The 24,587-nt window shown below is 59.8% G+C and carries 22 protein-coding genes; 11 read left to right on the top strand and 11 right to left on the bottom strand.

Annotated features, from left to right (window positions below; all coding sequences use genetic code 11):
* Positions 1 to 151: 151 nt before the first annotated feature.
* Positions 152 to 922 carry an SDR family oxidoreductase gene (locus JFU47_RS14590; protein ID WP_046044806.1) on the top strand — a complete coding sequence of 257 codons (771 nt, stop codon included), beginning with the start codon at positions 152 to 154 and terminating at the stop codon, positions 920 to 922.
* 49 nt (positions 923 to 971) lie between these two features.
* Here the strand turns inward: JFU47_RS14590 and JFU47_RS14585 are convergent, their stop codons facing one another.
* The 7 genes from JFU47_RS14585 to JFU47_RS14555 all read right to left on the bottom strand — a co-directional run bounded on the left by JFU47_RS14585 (position 972) and on the right by JFU47_RS14555 (position 6,393).
* The gene (locus tag JFU47_RS14585; RefSeq protein ID WP_201183760.1) at positions 972 to 2,105 is read right to left on the bottom strand and encodes an AGE family epimerase/isomerase; all 1,134 of its coding nucleotides are present in this window, start codon (positions 2,103 to 2,105) and stop codon (positions 972 to 974) included.
* Between the two features lie 166 nt (positions 2,106 to 2,271).
* The gene (locus JFU47_RS14580; RefSeq protein ID WP_140677237.1) at positions 2,272 to 2,844 is read right to left on the bottom strand and encodes a HupE/UreJ family protein; all 573 of its coding nucleotides are present in this window, start codon (positions 2,842 to 2,844) and stop codon (positions 2,272 to 2,274) included.
* Between the two features lie 35 nt (positions 2,845 to 2,879).
* Positions 2,880 to 3,494: an urease accessory protein UreG gene (gene ureG, locus JFU47_RS14575; RefSeq protein ID WP_056746302.1), complete on the bottom strand. Its 615-nt coding sequence runs from the start codon at positions 3,492 to 3,494 to the stop codon at positions 2,880 to 2,882.
* Between the two features lie 37 nt (positions 3,495 to 3,531).
* Positions 3,532 to 4,206, bottom strand: a complete 675-nt coding sequence (locus JFU47_RS14570) for an urease accessory protein UreF (protein ID WP_201183757.1) — start codon at positions 4,204 to 4,206, stop codon at positions 3,532 to 3,534.
* Entirely contained in the window at positions 4,203 to 4,703 is a 501-nt protein-coding gene (gene ureE / locus JFU47_RS14565) for an urease accessory protein UreE (RefSeq protein ID WP_201183755.1), read from the bottom strand. Before ureE ends, JFU47_RS14570 begins: the two co-directional genes overlap by 4 nt.
* 304 nt (positions 4,704 to 5,007) lie before the next feature.
* The gene (locus JFU47_RS14560; RefSeq protein WP_046044801.1) at positions 5,008 to 5,640 is read right to left on the bottom strand and encodes a TetR family transcriptional regulator; all 633 of its coding nucleotides are present in this window, start codon (positions 5,638 to 5,640) and stop codon (positions 5,008 to 5,010) included.
* A gap of 156 nt (positions 5,641 to 5,796) precedes the next feature.
* Positions 5,797 to 6,393 carry a hypothetical protein gene (locus tag JFU47_RS14555; protein WP_201183752.1) on the bottom strand — a complete coding sequence of 199 codons (597 nt, stop codon included), beginning with the start codon at positions 6,391 to 6,393 and terminating at the stop codon, positions 5,797 to 5,799.
* A 387-nt stretch (positions 6,394 to 6,780) separates the two neighbouring features.
* Here JFU47_RS14555 and JFU47_RS14550 point away from each other — a divergent pair, with 387 nt between their 5' ends.
* Entirely contained in the window at positions 6,781 to 8,856 is a 2,076-nt protein-coding gene (locus JFU47_RS14550; protein ID WP_201183749.1) for an AsmA family protein, read from the top strand.
* A 100-nt stretch (positions 8,857 to 8,956) separates the two neighbouring features.
* Here the strand turns inward: JFU47_RS14550 and JFU47_RS14545 are convergent, their stop codons facing one another.
* The gene (locus tag JFU47_RS14545; protein WP_140677243.1) at positions 8,957 to 9,487 is read right to left on the bottom strand and encodes a ferritin-like domain-containing protein; all 531 of its coding nucleotides are present in this window, start codon (positions 9,485 to 9,487) and stop codon (positions 8,957 to 8,959) included.
* A gap of 134 nt (positions 9,488 to 9,621) precedes the next feature.
* Complete coding sequence (locus tag JFU47_RS14540) at positions 9,622 to 10,578, bottom strand: LysR substrate-binding domain-containing protein (protein WP_201183747.1); 957 nt, start codon at positions 10,576 to 10,578, stop codon at positions 9,622 to 9,624.
* 110 nt (positions 10,579 to 10,688) lie between these two features.
* Here JFU47_RS14540 and JFU47_RS14535 point away from each other — a divergent pair, with 110 nt between their 5' ends.
* The 3 genes from JFU47_RS14535 to JFU47_RS14525 all read left to right on the top strand — a co-directional run bounded on the left by JFU47_RS14535 (position 10,689) and on the right by JFU47_RS14525 (position 12,633).
* A complete protein-coding gene (locus tag JFU47_RS14535) occupies positions 10,689 to 11,327 on the top strand; it encodes an FMN-dependent NADH-azoreductase (RefSeq protein ID WP_201183744.1) in 639 nt (212 codons plus the stop codon).
* Positions 11,328 to 11,633, top strand: a complete 306-nt coding sequence (locus JFU47_RS14530) for a DMT family transporter (protein WP_201183743.1) — start codon at positions 11,328 to 11,330, stop codon at positions 11,631 to 11,633.
* 109 nt (positions 11,634 to 11,742) lie between these two features.
* A complete protein-coding gene (locus tag JFU47_RS14525) occupies positions 11,743 to 12,633 on the top strand; it encodes a lipase family alpha/beta hydrolase (protein ID WP_201183741.1) in 891 nt (296 codons plus the stop codon).
* 88 nt (positions 12,634 to 12,721) lie between these two features.
* Here the strand turns inward: JFU47_RS14525 and JFU47_RS14520 are convergent, their stop codons facing one another.
* Positions 12,722 to 13,609 (bottom strand): DMT family transporter, encoded by an 888-nt coding sequence (locus tag JFU47_RS14520; protein ID WP_201183739.1) that lies wholly within the window; start codon positions 13,607 to 13,609, stop codon positions 12,722 to 12,724.
* Between the two features lie 96 nt (positions 13,610 to 13,705).
* Between JFU47_RS14520 and JFU47_RS14515 the strand changes: the two genes are divergently transcribed.
* From JFU47_RS14515 to JFU47_RS14505, 3 genes are all read left to right on the top strand, one after another.
* Positions 13,706 to 14,500: an AraC family transcriptional regulator gene (locus JFU47_RS14515; protein ID WP_201183736.1), complete on the top strand. Its 795-nt coding sequence runs from the start codon at positions 13,706 to 13,708 to the stop codon at positions 14,498 to 14,500.
* Positions 14,501 to 14,564: 64 nt separating this feature from the next.
* Positions 14,565 to 14,870, top strand: coding sequence for a PsiF family protein (locus JFU47_RS14510; RefSeq protein ID WP_201183732.1), 306 nt, complete (start codon positions 14,565 to 14,567; stop codon positions 14,868 to 14,870).
* A gap of 224 nt (positions 14,871 to 15,094) precedes the next feature.
* The gene (locus tag JFU47_RS14505) at positions 15,095 to 16,108 is read left to right on the top strand and encodes an AI-2E family transporter (protein ID WP_201183729.1); all 1,014 of its coding nucleotides are present in this window, start codon (positions 15,095 to 15,097) and stop codon (positions 16,106 to 16,108) included.
* Between the two features lie 114 nt (positions 16,109 to 16,222).
* Here the strand turns inward: JFU47_RS14505 and JFU47_RS14500 are convergent, their stop codons facing one another.
* Complete coding sequence (locus tag JFU47_RS14500; RefSeq protein WP_123367608.1) at positions 16,223 to 17,497, bottom strand: Hsp70 family protein; 1,275 nt, start codon at positions 17,495 to 17,497, stop codon at positions 16,223 to 16,225.
* Positions 17,498 to 17,793: 296 nt separating this feature from the next.
* Here JFU47_RS14500 and JFU47_RS14495 point away from each other — a divergent pair, with 296 nt between their 5' ends.
* The 3 genes from JFU47_RS14495 (at position 17,794) to JFU47_RS14485 (ending at position 24,357) form a co-directional block, all read left to right on the top strand.
* Positions 17,794 to 18,741: a DnaJ C-terminal domain-containing protein gene (locus JFU47_RS14495; protein WP_201183726.1), complete on the top strand. Its 948-nt coding sequence runs from the start codon at positions 17,794 to 17,796 to the stop codon at positions 18,739 to 18,741.
* 23 nt (positions 18,742 to 18,764) lie between these two features.
* On the top strand, positions 18,765 to 19,070 hold the full coding sequence (locus JFU47_RS14490; protein ID WP_201183724.1) for a chaperone modulator CbpM: 306 nt from the start codon (positions 18,765 to 18,767) through the stop codon (positions 19,068 to 19,070).
* 490 nt (positions 19,071 to 19,560) lie between these two features.
* Positions 19,561 to 24,357: an NEL-type E3 ubiquitin ligase domain-containing protein gene (locus JFU47_RS14485; RefSeq protein WP_201183722.1), complete on the top strand. Its 4,797-nt coding sequence runs from the start codon at positions 19,561 to 19,563 to the stop codon at positions 24,355 to 24,357.
* Positions 24,358 to 24,587 lie beyond the last annotated feature (230 nt).

Below are 24,587 nucleotides of genomic sequence, written 5' to 3'. Positions count from 1 at the left end.
TGGCTGAAAGCCACGGCAGGTAAGGCGTGGCAACGTTTGATCGTTTTTTGTACAGCTTCTGCGGTAGTTGCCGCTGTGGGCAAGGCCGGGCATGCTGGCTGCTGATTTTCTATTCCAGTGGCTGCCGATCAGCCGAAGCAAGGAGAACACGATGTCCAACACCCTGTTTATTACCGGCGCGACCTCCGGTTTTGGTGAAGCCTGCGCCCGTCGTTTTGCCGAAGCCGGCTGGAAACTGGTGCTGACCGGCCGTCGTGAAGAGCGCCTCAATGCGCTGTGCGCCGAGTTGTCGAAGCAGACCGAGGTCCATGGCCTGGTGCTCGACGTGCGTGATCGCAAAGCCATGGAGGAGGCGATTGCCAACCTGCCGCCGTCCTTCGCCAAACTGCGCGGGCTGATCAACAACGCCGGCCTGGCGCTGGGCGTTGACCCGGCGCCGAAGTGCGACCTTGATGATTGGGACACCATGGTCGATACCAACATCAAAGGCCTGATGTACAGCACTCGTCTGTTGTTGCCCCGCTTGATCGCTCACGGGCGCGGCGCCGGCATCGTCAACCTTGGTTCCATCGCCGGCAACTACCCGTACCCGGGCAGTCATGTGTATGGCGCGAGCAAGGCGTTCGTCAAACAGTTCTCCCTGAACCTGCGCTGCGACCTGCAAGGTACAGGTGTGCGGGTGAGCAATATCGAGCCGGGCCTGTGCGAAAGCGAGTTCTCACTGGTGCGTTTCGCCGGTGACCAGGAGCGTTACAACGCGACCTACGCCGGTGCCGAGCCGATCCAGCCGCAAGACATCGCCGACACCATTTTCTGGGTGCTCAATGCCCCGGCGCACATCAACATCAACAGCCTCGAGCTGATGCCGGTGAGCCAGACGTGGAGCGGGTTTGCGATTGAGCGTAATGCTGGCAAGGCGTAAGACCGCGTAACGGCCTATCGCGAGCTTGCTCGCGATAGCGATCTATCAATCAGCGAAGATACTCGGCCAGTCCGCGATAGCAGGTTGCCAAGTGATAAGGCGTGGTCGACGGCATATCCCGACGTGTCACATCACCGTTCTCATCACGACACTCATACCAGCCACCCGCATGCAGAGAGCGCTGCAGCAACGCCTGCAATTGGCGTAGCACTGCGGCCTCGCTGTCTGGGCGCAAGGTCAGGGCACGCAGGTATTCAGCCTGAGCCCAGATTCGCTGCGTAGCGTCCCGAGGTGGGCCGTTCGGTTCCAGGTCGAGCATGGCCCGCACGGCGCCGGTCTGTTGATCGACGCCCAGTTGTTCGGTGAACGCAAAGGCGCGTTCCAGAGAAGCGTGGAGTGTCGCACCGCGCAGCAACGAAGACGATTCCAGCAGGAAATACCACTCGAACTGATGCCCCGGTTCAAACCAGTTATCCACAGCTCCCAGCGGTTTCTCCATCAACACACCGTGTTGCGGGTCGATAAAACGCTTCTGCATCGCTGTGCATAACTCGACGAGCGCGTCTTGCACGGCGACGTCTTCGCGCACCGACAGCGTGGCGAGGAAGGCTTCGGCCAAGTGCATCAGGGGATTTTGCAGCGGCCCTGACTCGAGCGAGGACCAGTCCCGGTCGAGGCTGGCTTCGTACAGGCCGTCGCCCGTGGCGAAGCGTTGCGCGACCACTTCCAGTGCGGCGTTGAGCACCGATTCCACCCGCGGCTCGCGGACCTTGTCCCAGTAATGGGCGCAGGCGAACAGGATGAAAGCGTGGGTGTAGAGGTCTTTGCGCTGATCCAGCGGAGCACCGTGCGGGTCGACGCTATAGAACCAGCCGCCATGCTCGGCATCATGGAAATGCTGCTGCAGGGAACGGAATAGCGCTGCGGCGCGCTCTTCGGCGGCCGGGACCTGGCCGATCAGGCTGGAAAACAGATAGAGCTGACGCGCGCAGGCCATGGCCCGGTAGCGTTGGGGCGGCAGCGGTTGGTGTTCGGCGTCCAGCGCTTCATAGGGCAGCGCCATGTCGGCATTCCAGCCGGGACCTTGCCAGAGCGGCACGATCACGTCCTGGAAGTGCTGTTGCACCGAGGCAAACAGAGCGGTCAATTCAGGCTGGGAGGCGGAGCGGGAAACAGGCGGCATTGGCTGGCGTCGTCACGGCAGGGTTGATTGCGCGACATGTTATCAGGCCTGAGAGATGCGGTGTCTGTCAGACCGCCTTCGCGAGCAGGCTCGCTCCCACAGGAGTGCGCATTTCAATGTGGGAGCGAGCCTGCTAGCGAAGAGGCCATCACTGGCGGTAAAGATCTCAGCCCGCCAACAACCACACGCCAGTCGCCGCCGATGCCGCACCCGCCAGTCGAACCAACGGCGCCGCCGCTTGCGGCAACACCCGCACTACGGCGTAACCCAATCCATGCAACGCAGCTGTCGCCGCTACAAAACCCGCCGCATACGCCCAAGGGCTCGACATCTGCGGTAACTCCAGTCCGTGCGCCACCCCATGGAACAGAGCAAACAAAGCGGTTGCCGCAACGGCGAGGCTCAACGGCGGACGCACTGCCAAAGCCACCGCCAGACCCAGCGCCAGCACCGACGCCGCAATCCCGCTCTCCAGCGCCGGCAGGTTCAGCCCTTCAAACCCCAGCAACCCGCCGATCAGCATGATGCCGACAAATGTGCACGGCAGCGCCCAGCGTGCAGCACCTTTCTGCTGCGCCGCCCACAAACCGACCGCAACCATCGCCAACAAGTGATCGAGTCCACCGACCGGGTGGCTGATACCGGCGATCAAACCGTTGTCGCCATGCCCTGGGTGGGCGAAGGCGATGGCCGGGGTCAGCAACAGCGCCATGGCGCCCAGAATGCGTTTAAGTGTCATGGATAAGCTTCCTTGTTGATAAAAGTTGATCGTGTTCACGCCGCTGTCAGCAGGCCCTGGCGTTCGATGAAGGCGATGATTTCTTCCAGGCCGAGGCCGGTTTTCTGGTTGCTGAAAACGAACGGTTTGCCGTTGCGCATGCGCTGGGTGTCGCTGTCCATCAGTTCCAGCGACGCACCCACCAATGGCGCGAGGTCGATTTTGTTGATCACCAGCAGATCCGATTTGCAGATCCCCGGCCCACCCTTGCGCGGCAGCTTGTCGCCGGCCGAGACGTCGATCACGTAAATGGTCAGGTCGGACAGTTCCGGGCTGAAGGTGGCGGACAGGTTGTCGCCACCGGACTCCACAAGGATCAGGTCCAGCCCCGGAAAGCGGCGGTTCAATTGATCCACGGCTTCAAGGTTGATCGAGGCGTCCTCGCGAATCGCCGTGTGCGGGCAGCCGCCGGTTTCCACACCGATGATCCGCTCCGGCGCCAGGGCTTCGTTGCGCACCAGAAAGTCGGCGTCTTCACGGGTGTAGATGTCGTTGGTGACCACCGCCAGGTTGTAGCGGTCGCGCAAGGCCAGGCACAGAGCCAGGGTCAGGGCAGTTTTGCCGGAACCGACCGGGCCGCCGATGCCGACGCGCAGAGGTTGTGTGTTCATGTGCTTCTCCAAAATAACAGGGCCAAAATAACAGGCCCTAGGAACGGAACAGACGGCTGTACTGGCGCTCATGGGCCATGCACGCCAGGGACAGGCCGAAAGCGGCGCTGCCAAAGTGCTCGGGGTTGATTCGGGTGGCGTTCTGTTGGGCTTGTTGCAGCAGCGGCAGCAGTTCGCTGGTCAGGCGTTGCGCGGCTTGCTGGCCCAGTGGCAGGGTTTTCATCAGCACTGCCAGCTGGTTTTCCAGCCAACTCCAGAGCCACGCCGCCAGCGCGTCTTGCGGACTGATATTCCAGGCGCGAGCGGCCAACGCCCAGCCGAGTGCCAGGTGCGGCTCGGGACGTTGTTCAAGAAAGGCGCGGGCCGGCGCATCAAGCTCCGGCAAACCGTTGAGCAGTTGTTGCAGGGAATAGCCCATCTGCCGGCTCTCCTGATGCAGCTCGCGGGTTTCCCGGCTGGCGCGATGCTCTTCGCAGCGTTGCAGTAATTCACCCCAGTTTTCATCAAAGGCGGCCACACAATGGGCGAGCAGCAACGGCGCTTCGAAACGCGCCAGGTTCAGCAGCAACTGATCACTGATCCAGCGCCGGGCGCTATTGGAGTCGTTGACGCGGCCGTTATCCACAGCCATTTCCAGACCCTGGGAATAGCTGTAACCGCCAATCGGCAACTGCGGACTGGCCAGGCGCAACAGCGCCCAGGCTGGGTTCATAGCCGCACGCCGAACTGGTGCAGTTTCGGCGGGTAGTTGAAGTCTTCATCGCCGTGACGCGAATGGTGGTGGCCGCCGCCGTAGGCGCCATGTTCCGGCTGGAACGGCGCTTCGATGTTCTCGACCTCGGCATCAAGCTGTTCGAGCATGGCCTTGAGCACGTAGTCGTCGAGCAGGCGCAACCAGCCATCGCCAAGTTGCAGGGCGACGTGGCGGTTGCCGAGGTGATAGGCGGCGCGAGTCAGTTCGAAAGCATTGGCGCAGGTGACGTGCAGCAATTGTTCGGCCCGGGCGCAGACGCGGACGATGCGCCCGTCTTCGGCTTGCAGGCACTCGCCGTCATACAGCGGTGGCTGGCCGCGCTCCAAAAACAACCCGACGTCTTCACCCTCGGCACTGAAACAGCGCAAACGGCTTTTGCTCCGGGCTTCGAAGTTCAGGTGCAACTCGGCGGCCCAGACGGATTGAGGGTCGATTCTGCGATGAATCACCAGCATCGGAAGGCTTCCAGCAATGGACAATGCTTAGGCTAGAGCAAGGGGCTTGCCAATCGGGTGATACGTAGGAAATGCCTGTCGGAGTGGAGGGGGATGATTCAGGAAGTGGCGGGCTTTGGCTGGAATTGGTGCGTGCGGGGAGGGTTGTGCGCAAAGTTGGTGCGTAGGCGGTGCTCCAGATCGTTCCCACGCTCTGCGTGGGAATGCAGCCCGGGACGCTCTGCGTCCCAGAAGCCGAACGCGGAGCGTCCGTTGAGGCATTCCCACGCAGAGCGTGGGAACGATCATCACTGACAAAGGGGGGTCACTCGGTACTGCCGAGTCCTTGCCAATGCTTAAGGCCAATAAAGATAAATCTTAGCTGCTGGGTGATCTTTGCTTGGGGCGTCAGATGCTCGGGCAGCGCCTGCGCTGGCGGATCAATGATGTCCGGCAAGGTCGCGAACACGCTTTTAACAATCAGATCAGCCATGACGCTCAGGCCGGCGATGTCCAGATGTTGCAGCTTCGGCATCAAGGACAAGTCGGCCGCCAGGTCCGAGCTGATGTCTTCGCGCAAACGGCCAATGGCCAGACGCACCGGCAGCGAGCCGCCGTACTGCTCGCGGGCGAGAAACAGGAACTGCGAGCGATTGGCCGTGACCACGTCGAGAAAGATCCGCACCGAGGCGTCGATGATGCCGCCCATGACGAACTCGTTGTGGCGCACCAGGCGAATGGTTTCGCGGAAGGTCTGACCGACTTCACTCACCAGCACCAGGCCCAGTTCATCCATATCGGCGAAATGCCGGTAGAAACCGGTGGGCACGATCCCGGCGGTTCTGGCGACTTCGCGCAGGCTCAGGCTGCCGAATCCTCGGCCGCATTCCATCAAGTGGCGGGCAGCGTCCATCAGGGCGTTGCGGGTCTGTTGTTTCTGTTCGGCGCGGGGCAGCATCGCAAGGGTGTTTTCTGGATAAGACAGCGGCGCACTCTAGCAAATCGGCTTTGCCTGCGTCGAACGACTATCGGGGGATCAAGCGGGGAAGTGAGGCCTCTATAACGTCAAAAGCCCAATCCGGGGATTGGGCTTTTTTTCAGGGCCACCATGGGCTCAGCTCAAAGCGCTGTTGCGTTCGATGACGCGGTCACCGCCACCTTCAGCCAGGGTTTGACCTTGTGGAGTGCGGTCGGAACCATCTGCAGCCAGGGTTTGACCTTGTGGAGTGCGGTCGGAACCATCTGCAGCCAGGGTTTGACCTTGTGGAGTGCGGTCGGAACCGTCAGCAGCCAGGGTTTGACCTTGTGGAGTGCGATCGGAACCATCTGCAGCCAGGGTTTGACCTTGTGGAGTGCGATCGGAACCATCTGCAGCCAGTGTTTGACCTTGTGGAGTGCGGTCGGAACCATCAGCAGCCAGGGTTTGACCCTGTGGAGTGCGATCGGAACCATCTGCAGCCAGGGTTTGACCCTGTGGAGTGCGATCGGAACCATCTGCAGCCAGGGTTTGACCCTGTGGAGTACGGTCCGAGCCATCCTGGGTGATCAGGCCTTTTTCTTTCAGGCGATCATTGCCACCTTCGGCGACGGTTTGGCTGAATACCGAGTGGGTGGATTTGACTTGTGGGGTCGCTTGGTCAGCAGCTGGCAGGGCGAAAGCAGTGCTGGCAAGCATTGAAAGTGTAAGGCTAAGCAGTAATTGGCGTTTCATGATTAGGTGCTCCGTAGGAGGGCGATAAAGTGGGTACGAGGGCAATGCTACTCTCGATAAGTCGATATAAAAGTTCATAAACGCAATGGTAATAATCAACAGAATTGATTGTTCCGTGCGACGGCTCTAAATCAGGCGTTTCCGGCGGATGTTTTTGCGCTGAGATGGGTATTTTCCACTCACTTGCGCCTTGCAAAAGTGCGGGGCCGGTAACGCTGATTTGAGGGCGCAATGTGACCCCGACCGATTATTTGAACGTTAAGCGGCATTTCGGTTAAACCTGCGCGCCATTTCCCAGTCCTAGACTCCATGGCAGGCCGGTTCTGGCCTAACGTTTCAAACGTGCGTCGCAGTCAGGGCGCTCAGTCGTATCAGGAGCCCTGTGCAATGACGCGCACTCGTAAAATTATTACCTGGACCCTCGCCAGCCTTGTTGTCCTGCTGGCCATACTGGTTCTGATCATCGCGTTCTTCGATTGGAACCGGATCAAACCACCGCTTAATGCCAAAGTTTCCGAAGAGCTGCACCGCCCGTTCGCCATCAACGGCAACCTCGCGGTGGTCTGGCAACGTGAGCCCGAAGAGGGCGGCTGGCGCGCGTGGGTGCCGTGGCCGCATGTCGTGGCGGAAGACTTGAGCCTGCGCAACCCGGACTGGTCGAAGAAGCCGCAGATGGTCACCCTCAAGCGTGTCGAGTTGCGCCTCTCGCCCTTGGCCTTGCTGACGCAGCGCGTGGTGATCCCGCGTATTGACCTGACCGAACCGAATGCCGACCTCCAGCGCCTGGCCGACGGTCGTGCAAACTGGACCTTCAAGTTCGACCCCAAAGACCCGAACGCCGAGCCATCCAGCTGGGTGGTGGACATCGGTGCGATCGGCTTCGACAAAGGCCACGTGATCCTCGACGACCAAAGCCTGAAGACTCAGCTCGATTTGATCATCGACCCGCTGGGCAAACCGATTCCGTTCAGTGACATTGTCGGTGACAAAGCCGCGAAAACCGCGTCGGAAAAGGGGGCCGCGCCGCAGGATTACGCGTTCGCGCTGAAGGTCAAAGGCCAATACCACGGCCAGAACCTCGCGGGCGAAGGCAAGATTGGCGGCCTGCTGGCGTTGCAGGACGCGGCAAAGCCGTTTCCGCTTCAGGCTCAAGTGAAGATCGCTGACACCAGTGTCGAACTGGCCGGCACCCTCACCGATCCACTGAACCTCGGCGCGCTGGATTTGCGCCTGAAACTGGCCGGCACCAGCCTGGGCAATCTCTACCCGCTGACCGGCGTCACCCTGCCGGACACACCGCCGTACGAGACTGACGGCCACTTGATCGCCAAGCTGCATGACGCGGACGGTGCAGTGTTCCGTTACGAAGAATTCAACGGCAAGATCGGTCAGAGCGACATCCATGGCAGCCTGGCCTATGTCGCCAGTCAGCCGCGCCCGAAGCTGAGCGGATCGCTGGTTTCCAATCAACTGCTGTTTGCTGACCTGGCCCCGCTGATCGGTGCCGATTCCAACGCCAAACAAAAGGCCCGTGGCGGCGAAAGCAAGCAGCCGGCAGACAAGGTGTTGCCGGTCGAAGAGTTCAAAACCGAGCGCTGGCGCGATATGGACGCTGACGTCGAGTTCACTGGCAAGCGCATCGTCCACAGCGAAAAACTGCCGTTCAACGATCTCTACACCCACCTGATACTCACTGACGGCGTGCTCAGCCTTGAACCCCTGCGCTTTGGTGTGGCCGGTGGCAACCTGGATGCTCAGATTCGCCTCAATGGCCGAACCGAACCGTTGGAAGGCCGGGCCAAGTTCACCGCACGCAAGTTCAAACTCAAGCAGCTGTTCCCGACCTTTGAGCCGATGAAAACCAGTTTCGGCGAGCTCAATGGCGATGCCGACATCACCGGTCGTGGCAACTCGGTGGCCAAACTGCTGGGCACCGCCAATGGCAATTTGAAGATGCTGATTAACGATGGCGCTATCAGCCGCGAGTTGATGGAGCTGGCCGGGCTGAACGTCGGCAACTATGTGGTGGGCAAGATCTTTGGCGACAAGGAAGTGAAGATCAACTGCGCTGCCGCCGACTTCGACATCAAGACCGGTTTGGCGACCACGCGCCTGTTCGTCTTCGATACCGAAAACGCGATCATCTACATCGATGGCACGGCGAACATGGCGACTGAGCAACTGGACCTGACCATCAGCCCGGAATCCAAGGGCTGGCGCTTGATCTCGCTGCGTTCGCCGCTGTATGTGCGGGGCAAGTTCATCAAGCCTGATGCGGGTGTGAAGGCTGTGCCGCTGATACTGCGCGGGGCGGGGATGGTGGCGTTGGGTGTGATTGCGGCGCCGGCGGCGGGTTTGCTGGCGCTGGTGGCGCCGAGCGGTGGCGAACCGAATCAGTGCGCGCCGTTGCTGGAGCAGATGAAGGCTGGTAAGGCGCCAGTCACTGTTAAACCCACCAAGTAATCAGGTGCCTGTGAGGGCGCCTTCGCGAGCAGGCTCGCTCCCACAGGTACGGTGAACTCCTGTGGGAGTGAGCTTGCTCGCGATGGCGGTCTGGCAGGCGCTACAGGTCTTTCAGGATGTCGGCCATGTCATCGGCATGCTCTTCTTCCTGGGCCAGGATGTCTTCGAAGATGCGCCGGGTGGTCGGGTCTTTTTCGCCGATGTACTGAATGATCTCGCGATAGCTGTCGATGGCAATTCGCTCGGCGACCAGGTCTTCGTAGACCATCTCTTTAAGTGAATTGCCAGCCACGTATTGTGCGTGGGAGTTTTTCGACAGCAGGTCAGGGTTGAACTCCGGCTCACCGCCCAGTTGCACAATGCGCTCGGCCAGTCGGTCGGCGTGTTGGGCTTCCTGGGTCGCGTGTTCGAGGAATTCGTCGGCGGCGACCTGGGCTTTCAGGCCGTTGGCCATAAAGTAGTGGCGCTTGTAGCGCAACACGCAGACCAGTTCGGTGGCCAGCGATTCGTTGAGCAGGCGTAGCACTTCTTCACGGTTGGCGCTGTAGCTTTCGGTTACCGCACCGTTCTCGACGTTCTTGCGGGCACGTTCGCGAAGGGTGGTTACATCAGACAAATGCATGTCGCTCATCTCGATCTCCTGGAGGCTGATCCGGTTTGCGTCACCTTCTATAGAAGTGATCGCTACCTAGGGTGTGAGTGATGAGCATCACGAAAAGTTTTATGTAATTTGGTAATCGAAAAGATCGCAGGCTGCGCCAGCTCCTACAGGGGAATGCGTTCTCCTGTAGGCGCTGGCGAAGGATGCGATCTTGGCAATAGACCAGACAATCGAGCTTCTTCCTGCAACCACGCAAAAAACGCCCGGACGGGCGGATGTCGTTCGCGCCCCGGCACGCAGAGGGCACTGTATCCGGCACCATCGACCTGGATTTCGCCCCGATACGCCACCAGCAAACCACTGGCCACGCTCTCGGACACCAGAATGTTGCTCGCCAACACCAGGCCTTGCCCGGCAATCGCCGCTTGCAGGGCGTAATGTTCTTCGTCGTATTCACGGACCGCTGGTTGCCCCACCAGCCAGTTCTCGCCGGATTGTGCGCACCAGGCCTCCCAGCCGTGGGCGTACAGTTTGGAGTTATGCCAGCGCACGCTGATCAGCGTCGGCGCTTGGCTGGCGGCCAGGGCGACTTGCTCCGGCGAGCCATAGACGCCGAAGGATTCGTCGAACAGACACAGGCCATAAAGGTTCGGGTAATCACCGAGGCTATAGCGCAGCACCAGATCGACGCTGGCGTCTTGATGCAAGTCGATGACTTCGCAATGGGTATCGAGCCGCAGGCTGATGTTCGGGTGCCGGGCGTAGAACCGGCCCAGCCGCGGCACCAGCCACAATGCAGCGAAAGCAGCGGTGGTGGAGATCGTCAAGCTGGCGCCGCTGCGTTGCGGGCGCAAGGTGTCGACGCTTTGCGCCACTTCCAGCAAGGCGCCGTGCAAGCTGTGGAACAGCCGCTCACCGCAGTCCGTCAGGCGAACTTGCCGTGGCAACCGCTCGAATAACGGCACACCGAGCCAGGTCTCCAGCGAACGGATCTGATGGGAAACCGCCGTCGGCGTCACCGAGAGTTCTTCGGCGGCTGCCTTGAAGCTCAGCAGGCGCGAGGCGGATTCAAAGGCGCGCAGGGCGGTCAGCGGCAGCGAGGCAAACATTGGAAGCTCCACGAATGAAATGAATTCATCCAGACTGATTTTTGCTCATTTGAAGAGGGGCGGCTAAGCGCTTCAAGCTGCAAGCCACCAGCAGTTTTAGTTTAGTCCTTCAGGAGATTCAGATGAGTACAATTCTTGCCGTGCATGCCAGCCCCCGTGGCGACCGTTCTCACTCCCGGCGCTTGGCCGAGGTGTTTCTTTCAGCCTGGCAGGCGGCCAATCCTCAGTCGCACCTGACCCGTCGCGAAGTCGGTCGAGCGTTGATTCCGCCGGTCAACGAGGCGTTTGTGGCCGCCGCTTTTTACCCTGAACCCGATGCGCGGCCGCTGTCGATGCAAGCCGACCTGGCGTTCAGCGATGAATTGGTGAGCGAGTTACTCGGTCATGATTTGCTGGTGATTTCCACGCCGATGCACAACTTCAGCGTGCCCAGCGGCCTCAAGGCCTGGATCGATCAGATTGTCCGGTTGGGGTTGACCTTCAATCACACCCTGGACAATGGCGTCGCTCAATACGAGCCGCTGGTGCAGGGCAAAAAGGCGTTGATCGTCACCAGTCGCGGCGGGTTCGGTTTCGGGCCCGGTGGAGAGCTTGAGGCGATGAACCATGCCGATCCGTTGTTGCGAACGGCATTGGGGTTCATTGGCATCACCGACATCACGGTCGTGGCCGCCGAAGGCGAAGAATCCGAGGCGCGCACCTTCCAGGTCTCCGCCGCCGAGGCCGAGCAGCGTTTGCAGGCGCTGGCGAGGGAGTTCTAGATGGCCTGGATGTTTTTGCTGATCGCCGCCGGCTTCGAAGTCACCTTTGCCATGGGCATGAAGTACGCCGAGGGCTTCACCCGGCTCTGGCCGTCAATGATCACCGTGGTGGCCGCGGTGGGCGGGATCTACTTCCTGACCCTGGCCATGCGCGAGTTGCCGGTGAGCATCGCTTACCCGATCTGGACCGCTATCGGCTCACTGGGCACGGTGTTTCTTGGGTTTGCGTTGCTCGGTGAAAGTCTGACGGCGGTCAAACTGGTGTCGGTCGGATTGATCGTGGCGGGGGTGGTGGGGCTGAAGTAGGGCGGGATGTCATAGACTGGTCGTCGAGTTGTCATCTTCGATGCCGATGCTTGGCTGATGTCTTGCATTCAGCCTGGCGTCACCTCACCGATCACAAGGACGTTCGCCCATGTCGCAAGGTTCCGCCCCGCGTTACCCGTTGGTGCTGGTCCCGGGAATGCTCGGGTTTATCCGCCTGCTGCTCTATCCGTACTGGTACGGGATCATTTCGGCGCTGCGCCGGGGTGGTGCAACGGTGATCGCGGTGCAGGTCTCGCCGATCAACTCCTGCGAAGTGCGCGGCGAGCAACTGCTGGCGCGGATCGAGGAAATCCTGCGGGAAACCGGGGCCGAGAAAGTCAACCTGATCGGCCACAGCCAAGGGGCGCTGACCGCCCGCTATGCCGCGGCCAAACGCCCGGACCGGGTCGCCTCGGTCACCTCGGTGGCCGGGCCCAATCACGGTTCGGAGTTGGCGGACTACCTGCACAAACACTATCCGGGAGACAGCGCCAAGGGGCGTTTGCTCTGCGTTTTGCTGCGCGGGATCGCGGCGTTGATGAGCCTGCTGGAAACCGGTTATCGCGGGCCGAAATTGCCGGTGGATATCCATGCCTCCCATCATTCACTGACGACGGAAGGCGTGGCGCTGTTCAACCAGCGTTATCCACAGGGCTTGCCTGAAACCTGGGGCGGGCATGGGCCGGAAGAGGTCAATGGCGTGCGGTATTACTCATGGTCCGGGACCTTGCAGCCGGGCAAGACCAATCGCGGGCGAAACCTGTTTGATGGAACCAACCGCAGTTGTCGGTTGTTTGCCAGGACCTTCGTTCGAGAAGTCGGGCATTGCGACGGGATGGTCGGGCGTTACAGCTCGCATCTGGGGACAGTGATCGGCGATGAGTATCCGATGGATCACTTCGATATCGTCAATCAGTCGTTGGGTTTGGTGGGGAAGGGTGCGGAGCCGATCCGTTTGTTTGTCGAGCATGCTGCGCGGTTGAAAGCCGCCGGGGTTTAGACCGCGTCATCGTTCTTCGCGAGCAGGCTCGCCCACAGGGGAGTGCATTCCAAAATGTGGGAGTGAGCCTGCTCGCGAAGGCGTCAGATCAGGCAACGCTAACCTTACGGCCCAACACCGTGGTCCAGCGCTCGGAAAGAATCACCCCACCCAACGTCAAAACCCCGCCGACCAGGTGATACATCGCCAACTGCTCATGCAGCACCACCGCCGCAATCAGCGCAGTAATCAACGGCAGCAGATTGAAAAACAATGTGGTCCGGCTCGGCCCCAGGCGCACCACCGCTTGCATCCACGCCAGCGGTGCCACCATCGAAGCCAGCAGGCAGGCATACAGCACCAGCGGAATGTTCTGCAGTGTCGGACCGATCTTCGGTGAAGCGAGGAACAGCGGAAACAGCACCACCACCGCTACCCATACCTGCAAGTACAGCAACACCAGCGGCGGCAAACGCAGCTGCCACTTTTTCAGCAGCGTGCTGTAAATCGCGTAGGCCAGGGTGGCGATCAGCATCATCGCGTCACCCAGGTTCACCCCGTGTTCGAGCAGCGCGCCAAGGCTGCCGGACGAGACGACCACCAATACCCCCGCGAACGACAGCACTGCACCGGCCAGTGCGCCGATGGTCAGGCGCTGGCCGAGGCTAATGATCGCCATGGCCAGCGACATCAATGGCATCAGCGACAGGATGATGCCCATGTTGGTGGCCGAGGTCAGGCTCGCGGCGAAGTACGCCAGGCTTTGGTAAACAGCCATGCCGAGCACGCCGAGCACAAAGATCTTGCCCAGGTTCGGGCGGATCGCTGGCCAATGGGCGATCACGGGTTTGAGCATGAAGGGTGTGAACAGAAGTCCGGCAAGCAGCCAGCGGTAAAAGCCGATCTCCGCGGGGAAGATCGCTCCGGCCGACATCTTGGTGATCACGGTGTTGCCGGCCCAAATGAAAATGGCCAGCAGGGGATAAGCGTATTGCATCGATAAAAACCAGAACGTTAATGAGGGGTGATTATCACCTGTCTGGATGCAAGCCTATACTTCAACCCAGACAACCTGCCCCTGATGACGGACAGCATGACCAGTAAACACATCGATCTGCTGGATTTCAGCGAACTGCCTGCCCCGGTGTATTTCCGTTATGCCGACTTTGATGCGCATCGTTATGCCTCGGCGCACCGTCATCCATGGGGCACGCTGGAGTATTCGGCCCACGGCGTATTGCACATGGAAATCGGTGGCAGCCGCTTTATGTCACCGCCGCAATATGCGGTGTGGGTGCCGCCGCAGACCGAGCACAGCTTCTACAGCCATCAGCCGATCAACTATCGCGCGGTCTGCCTGGCGCCGCTGATGTGCCAGGACCTGCCGCAACAGGCCTGCACCCTGGCCATCAGCGATATTCTCAAAGCAATCCTCAAAGACTTTGCCTCACGCGATGTGAAGATTCCCGAGCACGACGCTGACAAACGTCTGGCGCAGGTGTTAGTAGATCAGCTGCAGCAGGCACCCATTCACGAGTGTTATTTGCCCTACGCCAGTAGTTCGGGATTGCTCGGGATACTCGAAGCCTTGCAGGCCGAGCCCGGTGATAACCGGCCCTTGGCGGAATGGGCCGCGCAGATCCATGTCAGCGAACGCACCCTGGCGCGGCGGTTCGTGCGTGAGTTGGGCATGAGTTTTGGTGAGTGGCGGCAGCGGTTGCGGTTTCTGGCGGCAATCGAAGCGCTGGACAACCATCGCAGCATTCAGGAAATCGCCTTCGATATGGGCTACAGCACCGGTTCAGCGTTTATCGCGATGTTTCAACGCCAGGCGCAGTGCACGCCGGAACAGTATCGACGCAGTCACCTTGAGACCAGGAAGGTGTAACAGGTGTTGTCTACACTCCAGAGCGAGGCCGTGCTCGTCGGTGCGGCAACAAGGAGAAAACTCCATGAAGATGTTGCGTGTCCCTTTGTTGATGATCGGTTTGCTGCTCTGCGCCCAGGGCTTTGCCGCCACCGAGCAACAGAACAAGATGACCACTTGCAATGCTGAAGCTACCGCGAAAACCCTCAAGGGAGACGAACGCAAAGCCTTCATGAGCAATTGCCTCAAAGCGGCACCCGCCGCCGATGCAGCCAAACCCCTGACGCCTCAGCAAGAGAAAATGAAAACCTGCAACGCCGATGCTGCCACTCAGGCGCTCAAGGGCGATGCGCGCAAAGCCTTCATGAGCGATTGCCTGAAGAAAAAATAATCATTGGACCGGGATATGTGGGAGCTGTGAGGAGTTCTTCGCGAGCAGGCTCGCTCCCACAATGGATCTGTGTACGCAGGATAAATGTGGGAGCGAGCCTGCTCGCGAAGGGGCCGGCAATGACGCTGAAAAAAGTCGCCAGCGCCGACCTACACAATCCCTAGTGCTGGCATCGGAACGCTGGCAGACTGCCCATCCTTTTACGCTGTTCGTTTTGAGGCTGTATGCCAACGTTTTCTCAACGTCACGTTTTGCTGCTAATCAGTTGGGTCATCATTTTCGGCGGTTTGTTGCTGGTGATCCCGCTGCGGTTGCTGCCCAGTCTGCTGGCCGGCCTGCTGGTGTTCGAACTGGTCAACATGCTCACCCCGCAATTGCAGCGCCTGATCGAAGGTCGGCGTGCGCGCTGGCTGGCGGTGGCGTTGTTGGGGACGCTGGTGGTCAGTGTGTTGACGCTGATCTTTGCCGGTGCCTTCAGCTTTCTGCTGCACGAAGCGGAAAACCCCGGCGCTTCCCTCGACAAATTCATGCACGTGGTTGATCGGGCGCGCGGGCAACTGCCGCCGTTCATCGACGCCTATTTGCCCGCCAGCGCCGCCGAGTTTCGCGTGGCGATTGGCGAGTGGATGAGCAAGCACCTCAGTGATTTGCAGCTGGTGGGCAAGGACGCGGCGCACATGTTTGTGACGCTGCTGATCGGCATGGTGCTGGGGGCGATCATTGCCTTGCAGCGCGTGCCGGACGTGACCAAACGCAAGCCGTTGGCCGCCGCGCTGTTCGACCGCTTGCACCTGCTGGTCCAGGCGTTTCGCAACATCGTGTTCGCCCAGATCAAGATTTCCCTGCTCAACACCTTCTTCACCGGGATTTTCCTGGTGGTGGTTCTGCCGATGTTCGGGATCAAGCTGCCGCTGACCAAAACCCTGATCGTGCTGACCTTCCTGCTCGGCTTGTTGCCGGTGATCGGCAACCTGATGTCGAACACCCTGATCACCATCGTCGGTCTGTCGCTGTCGATCTGGGTGGCCGTGGCGGCGCTGGGGTACCTGATTTTTATCCACAAGCTCGAATACTTTCTCAACGCGCGCATCGTTGGCGGGCAGATCAGTGCCAAGTCGTGGGAGTTGCTGCTGGCGATGCTGGTGTTCGAGGCCGCGTTCGGCCTGCCGGGGGTGGTGGCAGGGCCGATTTATTACGCGTACCTGAAGAGTGAGTTGAAGCAGGTGGGGATGGTTTGATCCTGGAAATATATTGCCTGGACTGACCTCTTCGCGAGCAGGCTCGCTCCCACAGGGGAACGCATTCCAATGTGGGAGCGAGCCTGCTCGCGAAGGGCGCGTCTCGGAATTGGATCAGTCCATCGTGCCGTAGCGCTTCATCGCTTCAATCGCCAAGCCACTGCCGATGCTGCCGAAGATGTTCCCTTCCACATGCTGCGCGTTCGGCAACATCGCCGAGACGCTGTTGCGCAGTGCCGGAATACCGCTCGAACCGCCGGTGAAGAACACCGTATCGACCTGATCGACTCGCACATTGGCGTCGTTCAGCAACTGGGTCACGCTGTTGCGCACGCGCTCCAGCAGGTTGTCGATGGCCGATTCGAACAGGGCCCGGCTCAACTCCACACTCAAACCCGGTTCGATGCGGTCCAGCGGCACATGGCGGCTGTCGGCGTGGGTCAGCTGGATCTTGGTTTCTTCCACTTCCATGGCCAGCCAGTGGCCGGCGCGCTGGTCGATCAGCTTGAACAGGCGATCGATGCCGCCGGTGTCTTCAATGTCGTAACGCATGCTGCCCAGCGCCAGGGTCGACTTCTGTGAGTACACCGAGTTGATGGTGTGCCAGGTCGCCAGGTTCATGTGGTGGCTGGTCGGCATGTAAGCGCCGCTCTTCATCCGGCTGCCATAGCCGAACAGCGGCATCAGGCCTTGCAGGCTCAGTTGCTTGTCGAAATCGGTCCCGCCGATGTGCACGCCGCCGGTGGCCAGGATGTCATCGTGACGGTTGTCGTGGGTTCGGCGCTCAGGGGACAGGCGTACCAGCGAGAAGTCTGACGTACCGCCGCCGATGTCGACGATCAGCACCAGCTCTTCTTTTTCGATGGTCGACTCATAGTCGAATGCCGCCGCAATCGGTTCGTACTGGAATGAAACGTCCTTGAAGCCGATGGCGCGGGCCACATCCACCAAGGTGTTTTCGGCTTCCTGGTCGGCCAATTCATCGTCATCGACGAAGAACACCGGACGACCCAGCACCACTTCCTCGAACTCGCGACCGGCGGCGGTTTCGGCGCGCTTCTTCAACTGGCCGATGAACAGCCCGAGCAGGTCCTTGAACGGCATCGCGGTGCCGAGGACGCTGGTGTCGTGCTTGATCAGCTTGGAGCCCAGCAGGCTCTTGAGCGAGCGCATCAACCGGCCTTCATAGCCTTCCAGGTACTCGTGCAGCGCCAGCCGGCCGTACACCGGGCGGCGTTCTTCCATATTGAAGAAGACCACCGAAGGCAGGGTGATCTTGTCGTCCTCCAGCGCGATTAGCGTTTCCATGCCGGGGCGCAGCCAGCCGACGGTGGAGTTGGACGTGCCGAAGTCGATACCACAGGCACGGGCTGGAGATGCGTTTTTCATGTCTTTCGAGTTCCGGTTAAAAAACGGCCGCGCAGTGTATGTCAGTGCGGCGCAGATTCGAAGGCCGACTATCCGCTAAATCTCAGCTATTAGCGCCTTGAAAGACTATCCTTTGCCCCAAACTTGTCTGCATTGGCTCTGGCAGCCCCCGGGCGGTCGCAAGAACTGCCCACTGCTGCCGATAAACTTCTGATGCGCTGCCCGGTCACAACCTTGAGATCGGTCAACCCAGCGGCGGGTAACACGTGCATGCTGGCGTTAGCGGCGCGATTTTGATAACGGATGGTGATCCTTAGATGGACTTCAAAGACTATTACAAGATTCTCGGTGTGGAACCGACCGCAGACGATAAGACGATCAAGGCCGCCTATCGCAAACTGGCGCGTAAATACCACCCGGACGTCAGCAAGGAAAAAGACGCCGAGGCCAAGTTCAAGGATGCCTCGGAAGCCTATGAAGCGCTGAAAAGCGCCGACAAGCGCGCCGAATACGACGACTTGCGCAAATACGGCCAGCACGGCCAACCGTTCCAGGGCCCGCCGGGTTGGCAGGGTCGTGGCGCAGGCGGTTTCGGCGGTGGTCAGGACACAGGCGATTTCTCGGACTTCTTCAGTTCGATTTTCGGCAACCGTGGCCCTGGTTTTGGTGGTGGACAGTCGGGCCGTAGCGCCGGGCGTCGAGGGCAAGACGTGGAAATGGAACTCGGGATTTTTCTGGAAGAAACCCTCTCGAACGAATCGAAGAAGGTCACCTTCCAGGTGCCGCAATACAACGCTGCCGGCCAGCATGTGAGCAACACCAGCAAAAGCCTGAACGTGAAGATCCCGGCCGGCGTGACCGACGGCGAGCGCATCCGCCTCAAGGGCCAGGGTGCACCGGGCACGGGTGGCGGGGCCAATGGCGACTTGTTCCTGATCATTCGCTTTGCGCCGCACCCCAAGTTCGACGTCGAAGGCGAGAACCTGATCATTACCTTGCCGCTGGCTCCGTGGGAATTGGCGTTGGGCGCGGAAGTTGCCGTGCCGACCCTGACGGGCAAGATCAACCTCAAGGTTCCGGCCGGCAGCCAGAACGGTCAGCGCATGCGCGCCAAGGGCCATGGCTTGCTGAACAAGGCCGGTCATCGCGGTTATTTGTTTGTACAGCTCAAGGTCGTCATGCCTAAAACCTCGGACGACGAGGTCAAGGCGCTGTGGCAGGAACTGGCGAAAAAAGCGGCTTTCAACCCTAGAGAAAACTTCTGATCCAAGAGACGGAGTAGCCCATCATGAGCAGCCCCCTGATCGTTCAACTGGACATGGCAGAATTCTGTGAGGCGACCGACCTGTCGGACGTCTACGTGATCGAAATCGTCGAACACGGCATCCTCGAACCTCAGGGCAACCAGCCCAAGGATTGGCGTTTCAACGATTATGAGCTGGCGCTGGCCAAGCGTGCCGCCAAGCTGCGGCGCGACCTTGAGCTGGAATGGGAAGGCGTCGCCCTGGCGCTGGACCTGCTTGAGGAAGTCCAGCAGCTGCGTGCCGAAAACCGCATGCTCAAGCAGCGGCTGGGGCGGTTGGTGATCGAGTAGTTACGGATTTGCGTACGGCTTCGACTGCTCGGAGCTGCCGCAGGCTGCGATTTTGGCGATCTCGCTATTCCGGCGGATTAGAGTTCCCTTTTACGGTTGAATCAAAACACTGATCGACTGCCTCGAATCAAACCCTGATGCAATGACTAGAGTGCTGTATTCAGGGCTTTCTTGAGATGGATACTTTGCGGGTTGATGTGTCGGCAAGGTGTGGTGTTATTTATATATATTTATCTCTTTAATAGTCGAATGATTGTGCAGTGCTGCATCGATTGTCCATTAGGTTTTTAGTCTTTTGTTTTATTGGCACGGGCTTAAGCTGAAGACTTATTGGATTATCTTTGGTCGTAATATTATGTATGAATCACAAGGATTGGATGTTGTTACAAGACCTTCAGTTGCACCCGTCGAAAACAAAGGCATTCATTATGAGCGTATTGTTCAGGCACTTCCTCCAGCCATAAAAGCGACACCGCCGGTCAGGCTGTCGTTGCTCGCCAGCACCACGGTCTCGACACCGGATTGGTACCTGAAAGCTTCCGCAATCGATCAGCAATACCTCAAGGAATTGATCGATAAACGCTGGTTGTTGCAGCGCCTGGTGGATGCGCCGTTGCAAGACCTGCAACAGGACATCAAGGAGTTTGCCAAGCCCTTGCTGTCCTTGTTGATGAGTTCGAACTTCAACAGCCATGACGGCGTCAGCCAACTGACGCTGAGGCTGTATGTGCCGGACCGGATCATTTTCGGTATCGATCGCGGTGCCAGCCATCTGCGTGAGTCCACCCTGCTGGACGCGGCGCTGCATAACTTCGAAGAGCCGGAAACCGCCGCCGATTATTTTCGCAGCGGTTCCGGTGTGTTTCGCAGCGATTTACGAGGGGAGTTGTCGCGGATACCGTCGATGACGGTCAGTAAAATCGCCACGCTGTGTCGTCGGCTGGACATCGGCGGGCAGTATCAAACCCATCTGAAAGCCCTGCTGCTGCCGGCCGATACGCAGAAAAGGCAAACCCAGGAACAACACGGCGCGGCCAGTGAGAAAGCGGCGTTTGAACTGGCCTCACTGATCGCCCTGCTCAAAGACGACATCAGTTCGTATGCCTACGGTGTGCTGCGCGAGGTTCGCGAGAATAAAAGCGCCATCCGTTTCCACCGTCGGCCGCTGCATTGGCATCGGCTGTCGCTGATGGGCTTCGCGCTGCACGGTGTGGTGTTGTTCAGTGCCGAGGGCGACGGTTCCAGGGTCAAGGCGGCGGTGGATGACTTGACCCCTGACGCGCTGAAGTTCTGGATCGACTGGTCGCAACGCATGCCGGCGCTGACGGGGAATGTGTACGAGCAGTTCAAACTGCTGCAGGCGTTTTTCGCCAATGGCCCCAGCGGAGCCAGCGAAGAGATGCTGCGCCAGCAGGACATCTACCAGCAAAGCCGCTTGAGCGGCCCGGTGATTGCCTATGTCCCGGACGATCCGTTGCACCCGTTGAAAGAGTACGCCTCGCTGGCGGACTTCATGAAAGCGCTGATCAGCCAACTGCGCGAGCCGGACTATCAGGCGTTCTTCAGCCGCTTCGTGGCACAGAAGGACAAGGGCCGGTTCTTTGCCCGGGTCAGGGAGCGTCTGAGCCGGATCACCTGGCAGCAGCGCGAACCGCTGGACATGGGGCCCTGGTGGCGAGAAACCGCGGTCGAGAACCCCCATGCCGAGCCGATCACCAACCGGCTGTCGGGTGAACTGTGGCCACAGCTCTATCGCCTCAAGCGCGACAAGGCGATTGCCGATGCCCGAGCCATCGCCGTGCCCACCGATGACGAAGACGCCACCACCCGCTGGAAGCGCCTGACCAGCTACCTGGACATCGGCTGGAACGTGTTCAACTTTGCCGCGATGCTGGTGCCGGGGCTGGGCGAAGCCATGCTGGCGCTGATGGTGGCGCAGATGGCCGCCGAGCTGCTGGAAGGTATCGAAGACTGGAGCAAGGGCGACCGGGACGAGGCGTCGGCGCACATCAACGGGGTCTTGATCAACTTTGCGCAACTGGCCTTGATGGCTGCCGGGCACGTATTGCCCCAGGGCGCCCGGGTGCCGGTAACACCCAGTCCGCTGATCGACGGCCTCAAACCGGTGGAGCTGCCCACTGGCAAGACCCGCCTGTGGAAACCGGACCTGACGCCTTACGAGCACCCGGTGGCGCTGCCGGCCGAGGCCAAACCCAATGACCTGGGGCTTTATCGACACAACGATCAACAGTGGCTGCGCCTGGAACAAAAGAACTACCAGGTGCGCCAGGACCCGGTGACGGGCGAGCATCGCCTGCAGCATCCGACCCGGCCAAGCGCCTACCAGCCGAGGGTTGAGCACAATAATGCCGGCGCCTGGAAAGCTGAAACCGAGCAACCCTTGACCTGGGAACGTCCGGCCTTGTTACGACGCCTTGGTCACCGTGCGGACGCGTTAAGCGATGGCGAGCTTGAGCTGGCCCGCAAGATCAGCGGCACCCACGAAGGCCTGTTGCGCAAAATGTATGTCGAGCGCGAGCCCCTGCCGCCATTGCTGGCCGATACCCTCAGCCGCTTCGACGCCTACCGACAGACCGAAAACGTTATCTCACGGATGGAAAGCACTGAGCCGGGTGTCTACGCGACGATCGATCACAAGACTGAATTGTTCAATGCTCGCTACGCAGGCCAGCAGGCGTCGGGTGATCCGCGTGTCGAGCTGATTAAAAGCCGTTTCACTAGCCTCCCCACAAACATTGTCGAAGACGTGCTGGCCGGTGCTTCCAGCGCCGAGCGCCGACAAATGGCTCAATGGGATTTTGCGAACACGCAACAGACCAAGCCTATTCCTCTGCGCCTGGCCGAGGCGCTACGCAATGCACAACGTGAAGTGCGTCTGTCGCGGGCCTATGAAGGGCTGTATCTGGAGACCGCGTTGACTCCGGATACCGAGACCCTGGTTCTCCACACATTGGAAGCCTTACCGAACGGGATAAAAAATCTGCGAATTGAAGTGCGCAATGGTTCCTTCAACGGGGAACTGCGCGCCAGCATTGGCCCCGAGAACGCGACCGAGCGCAAGGTACTGGTGCGCAACGAAGACGGGCGGTACGAAGCGCGTGACAGTGACGATAACCATCTGCACGGCGCTGATGATGTGTATGCGGCTCTGCAGCATGTCTTACCGCAGAACCATCGCGCTGCGCTGGGGCTCCCCCATGTGGGGCAGGGGGCGGAATTGAAGCAGCTGATCAAACAGCATGTTCTGTCGCGCGACGGCTTGCGCAAGGCGTTGCGGATGCAGCCGATCAAACCTTTTTTCAAGGCACCGATGCGTGGGGGCGACGGCACCTTTGGCTATCCTATGAGTGGTCGTGGGCAAGGCATGAATCTGCGGATGGCAGAGCGGCGAGCGAGGGTTCGCCGACTGTATCCCTCCCTTGGCAATGCAGATGTCGAATCGGTTTTGGCGCAGGCGGAGCTTGCGCAGGCTCATCCGGCCTATCCGCTGTCAGTCGATGAGTATTTGCTGGGCCTTGAGCAAGAGTTCGACAGCCTGCAACAGGAGGCGAATGCCTGGGTGGATACGCCGGGGACGCACGTCTTGCCCGATGGGAGTGTTGAACCGGTCAACCGACAAGACAGGCAGCGGGTTGCCGATTTGCTCCGCAATTGTTGGCAAAGGACCAATTCGCCGCAGCAGGCTATCGGTAGTTTGTACGCCGAGGGCACTCTCAGCCTGACTGGTCTGCGTATCGGGGAGCTTCCGGTGTTGACCCGAGCGCTTTTTACACACGTTTTCTCGCTGGACCTCAGCGCCATGGCGCTTGGGGAGGTGCCGGCCACTTTTCTCGAAGCGTTCCCGAATTTGCACGAGGTGAGCCTGGAGAACAATCGGCTGCAAACGCTTCCGGTGACGTTGCGGCTGATGCCGCGGCTGCAGGCGCTGAATCTTTCCAGGAACGCCATTTCGTTGAGTCCGGAGGCCGTTGGGGCGCTCGAAGGATACCCGGCGCTGCAACAACTGTACTTGAGCCACAACCCGTTGGGTCGTGTTCCTGATTTCCGGCGGATGCCGACGTTGAGACAACTTTACCTGCGCAACACCGGGCTCACCGATTGGCCGGCGGGGCTGGACGGTTTGCCGCTGCTTCAACGCATCGATCTGCGCGATAACCTCATCAGCCGGGTTGCGGACGAAATCCTCAATCCCTCCGTGGAAAACGCAAGTGCGGCGCGCCGGGTATTTAACAGCGCCGTTCTGGACGGCAACCCGATCACTCCGGCGGCTCTGGAAGACTATGCCCAGGCCTGGATACGTATTCCACCACCCGAGGTTGGGTTGCCAATACCCATTGAACCTGGCGCGGCTGCCGGCCCATTGGCAAACTCCAGTGAGCGATTGCAGCACTGGATGCGAGACATTCCGGCCGGCGAGCGTGCCGCCAGACAAGAGCAGTGGAGGTTGCTTGAGGGGGAAGACACCCACAGCCAGGAGTTCTTCAGGTTACTGGAGAATCTGCGACAAACAGGCGAGTACAGGAACGCCTACCCTGATCTGCAGGCTCGGGTATGGACGCTGATGGACGCTGCTGCACAGTCCGAGCAATTGCGCACCGAGTTGTTCCGCCTGGCCGGGGATGTGGAAACCTGTGCCGATGGGGCTGCGCTGATTTTCAGTCGCCTGGAGGTCAGGAATCTGGTCAGCCACGGCTTGAGCACACAGGCGACCCCGGAGCTTTCCACACTGGCAAAGGGCTTGTTCAGGCTTGACGAAGTCGAACGGATTGCGCAGCAGGATGCGAGCGAGCGGATTCGCAACATTTCGGCCAATCACGCTTTGACCCTGGCGCAGAAGGTTCAAGAGGTTCTGCTTGTCGACCGAGTCGAGATTCGTCTTGCCTACCGTATCGGGCTGAAGGATCGACTTGGTTTGCCGGGGCAGCCGCAGCAGGCCAGATTTATCGGCGTGGCTGATGTGACGGCGGCGATGCTGGATGCCGCCGAGCAGAGGGTGTTGGCCCTGGATAACTCACCTCAGGAGTTTGCGGCGACCACCCAGCGTGATTTCTGGCGAGGGTTCCTGAAGCACAAATACGCCGATGAATTTCTACTGGAGCAAGAGCCGTTGCACGCACGGCTGGACGCGCTGGCGGCAGCGGATTTGGCGAGTCAGGAATACCTGATCAAGAGCGCAGAACTGGCCAGGGAGTTTGAAACAGTCGAGGACGCGTTCATCAACCGCAAGACAAAACTTGAGCTGCCCGGTTTGAACGCCGGAGAGTAACGCGTACGGTATTTGAATACCCCGAAGGTCGCTGCAAACGCAATCTTCGGGGTTTTTTTTATAGGCGTTCGGTGGTGGAGCATACGTTGCGGGGCGTGGTGTTATTTATATATGTTTGTATCTTTAATGTTCGAATGATCATTCGATATTTGCGCAGATAGTTCAGCAGGTTTTTAGTCTTTTGTTTTATTGGCACGGGCTTAAGCTGAAGACTTATTGGATTATCTTTG

Source organism: Pseudomonas sp. TH39(2020), from assembly GCF_016650715.1.
In the GTDB taxonomy this organism is placed as follows: domain Bacteria; phylum Pseudomonadota; class Gammaproteobacteria; order Pseudomonadales; family Pseudomonadaceae; genus Aquipseudomonas; species Aquipseudomonas mandelii_C.
This window is presented reverse-complemented; position numbering and strand designations above follow the sequence as displayed.

What these genes read in the sequence shown, in the direction of transcription:
- JFU47_RS14590 (WP_046044806.1), top strand. Translation starts at nt 152, where the DNA reads ATGTCCAACACCCTGTTTATTACCGGCGCGACCTCCGGTTTTGGTGAA.
- JFU47_RS14585 (WP_201183760.1), bottom strand. Translation starts at nt 2,105, where the DNA reads ATGCCGCCTGTTTCCCGCTCCGCCTCCCAGCCTGAATTGACCGCTCTG.
- JFU47_RS14580 (WP_140677237.1), bottom strand. Translation starts at nt 2,844, where the DNA reads ATGACACTTAAACGCATTCTGGGCGCCATGGCGCTGTTGCTGACCCCG.
- ureG (WP_056746302.1), bottom strand. Translation starts at nt 3,494, where the DNA reads ATGAACACACAACCTCTGCGCGTCGGCATCGGCGGCCCGGTCGGTTCC.
- JFU47_RS14570 (WP_201183757.1), bottom strand. Translation starts at nt 4,206, where the DNA reads ATGAACCCAGCCTGGGCGCTGTTGCGCCTGGCCAGTCCGCAGTTGCCG.
- ureE (WP_201183755.1), bottom strand. Translation starts at nt 4,703, where the DNA reads ATGCTGGTGATTCATCGCAGAATCGACCCTCAATCCGTCTGGGCCGCC.
- JFU47_RS14560 (WP_046044801.1), bottom strand. Translation starts at nt 5,640, where the DNA reads ATGCTGCCCCGCGCCGAACAGAAACAACAGACCCGCAACGCCCTGATG.
- JFU47_RS14555 (WP_201183752.1), bottom strand. Translation starts at nt 6,393, where the DNA reads ATGAAACGCCAATTACTGCTTAGCCTTACACTTTCAATGCTTGCCAGC.
- JFU47_RS14550 (WP_201183749.1), top strand. Translation starts at nt 6,781, where the DNA reads ATGACGCGCACTCGTAAAATTATTACCTGGACCCTCGCCAGCCTTGTT.
- JFU47_RS14545 (WP_140677243.1), bottom strand. Translation starts at nt 9,487, where the DNA reads ATGAGCGACATGCATTTGTCTGATGTAACCACCCTTCGCGAACGTGCC.
- JFU47_RS14535 (WP_201183744.1), top strand. Translation starts at nt 10,689, where the DNA reads ATGAGTACAATTCTTGCCGTGCATGCCAGCCCCCGTGGCGACCGTTCT.
- JFU47_RS14530 (WP_201183743.1), top strand. Translation starts at nt 11,328, where the DNA reads ATGGCCTGGATGTTTTTGCTGATCGCCGCCGGCTTCGAAGTCACCTTT.
- JFU47_RS14525 (WP_201183741.1), top strand. Translation starts at nt 11,743, where the DNA reads ATGTCGCAAGGTTCCGCCCCGCGTTACCCGTTGGTGCTGGTCCCGGGA.
- JFU47_RS14520 (WP_201183739.1), bottom strand. Translation starts at nt 13,609, where the DNA reads ATGCAATACGCTTATCCCCTGCTGGCCATTTTCATTTGGGCCGGCAAC.
- JFU47_RS14515 (WP_201183736.1), top strand. Translation starts at nt 13,706, where the DNA reads ATGACCAGTAAACACATCGATCTGCTGGATTTCAGCGAACTGCCTGCC.
- JFU47_RS14510 (WP_201183732.1), top strand. Translation starts at nt 14,565, where the DNA reads ATGAAGATGTTGCGTGTCCCTTTGTTGATGATCGGTTTGCTGCTCTGC.
- JFU47_RS14505 (WP_201183729.1), top strand. Translation starts at nt 15,095, where the DNA reads ATGCCAACGTTTTCTCAACGTCACGTTTTGCTGCTAATCAGTTGGGTC.
- JFU47_RS14500 (WP_123367608.1), bottom strand. Translation starts at nt 17,497, where the DNA reads ATGAAAAACGCATCTCCAGCCCGTGCCTGTGGTATCGACTTCGGCACG.
- JFU47_RS14495 (WP_201183726.1), top strand. Translation starts at nt 17,794, where the DNA reads ATGGACTTCAAAGACTATTACAAGATTCTCGGTGTGGAACCGACCGCA.
- JFU47_RS14490 (WP_201183724.1), top strand. Translation starts at nt 18,765, where the DNA reads ATGAGCAGCCCCCTGATCGTTCAACTGGACATGGCAGAATTCTGTGAG.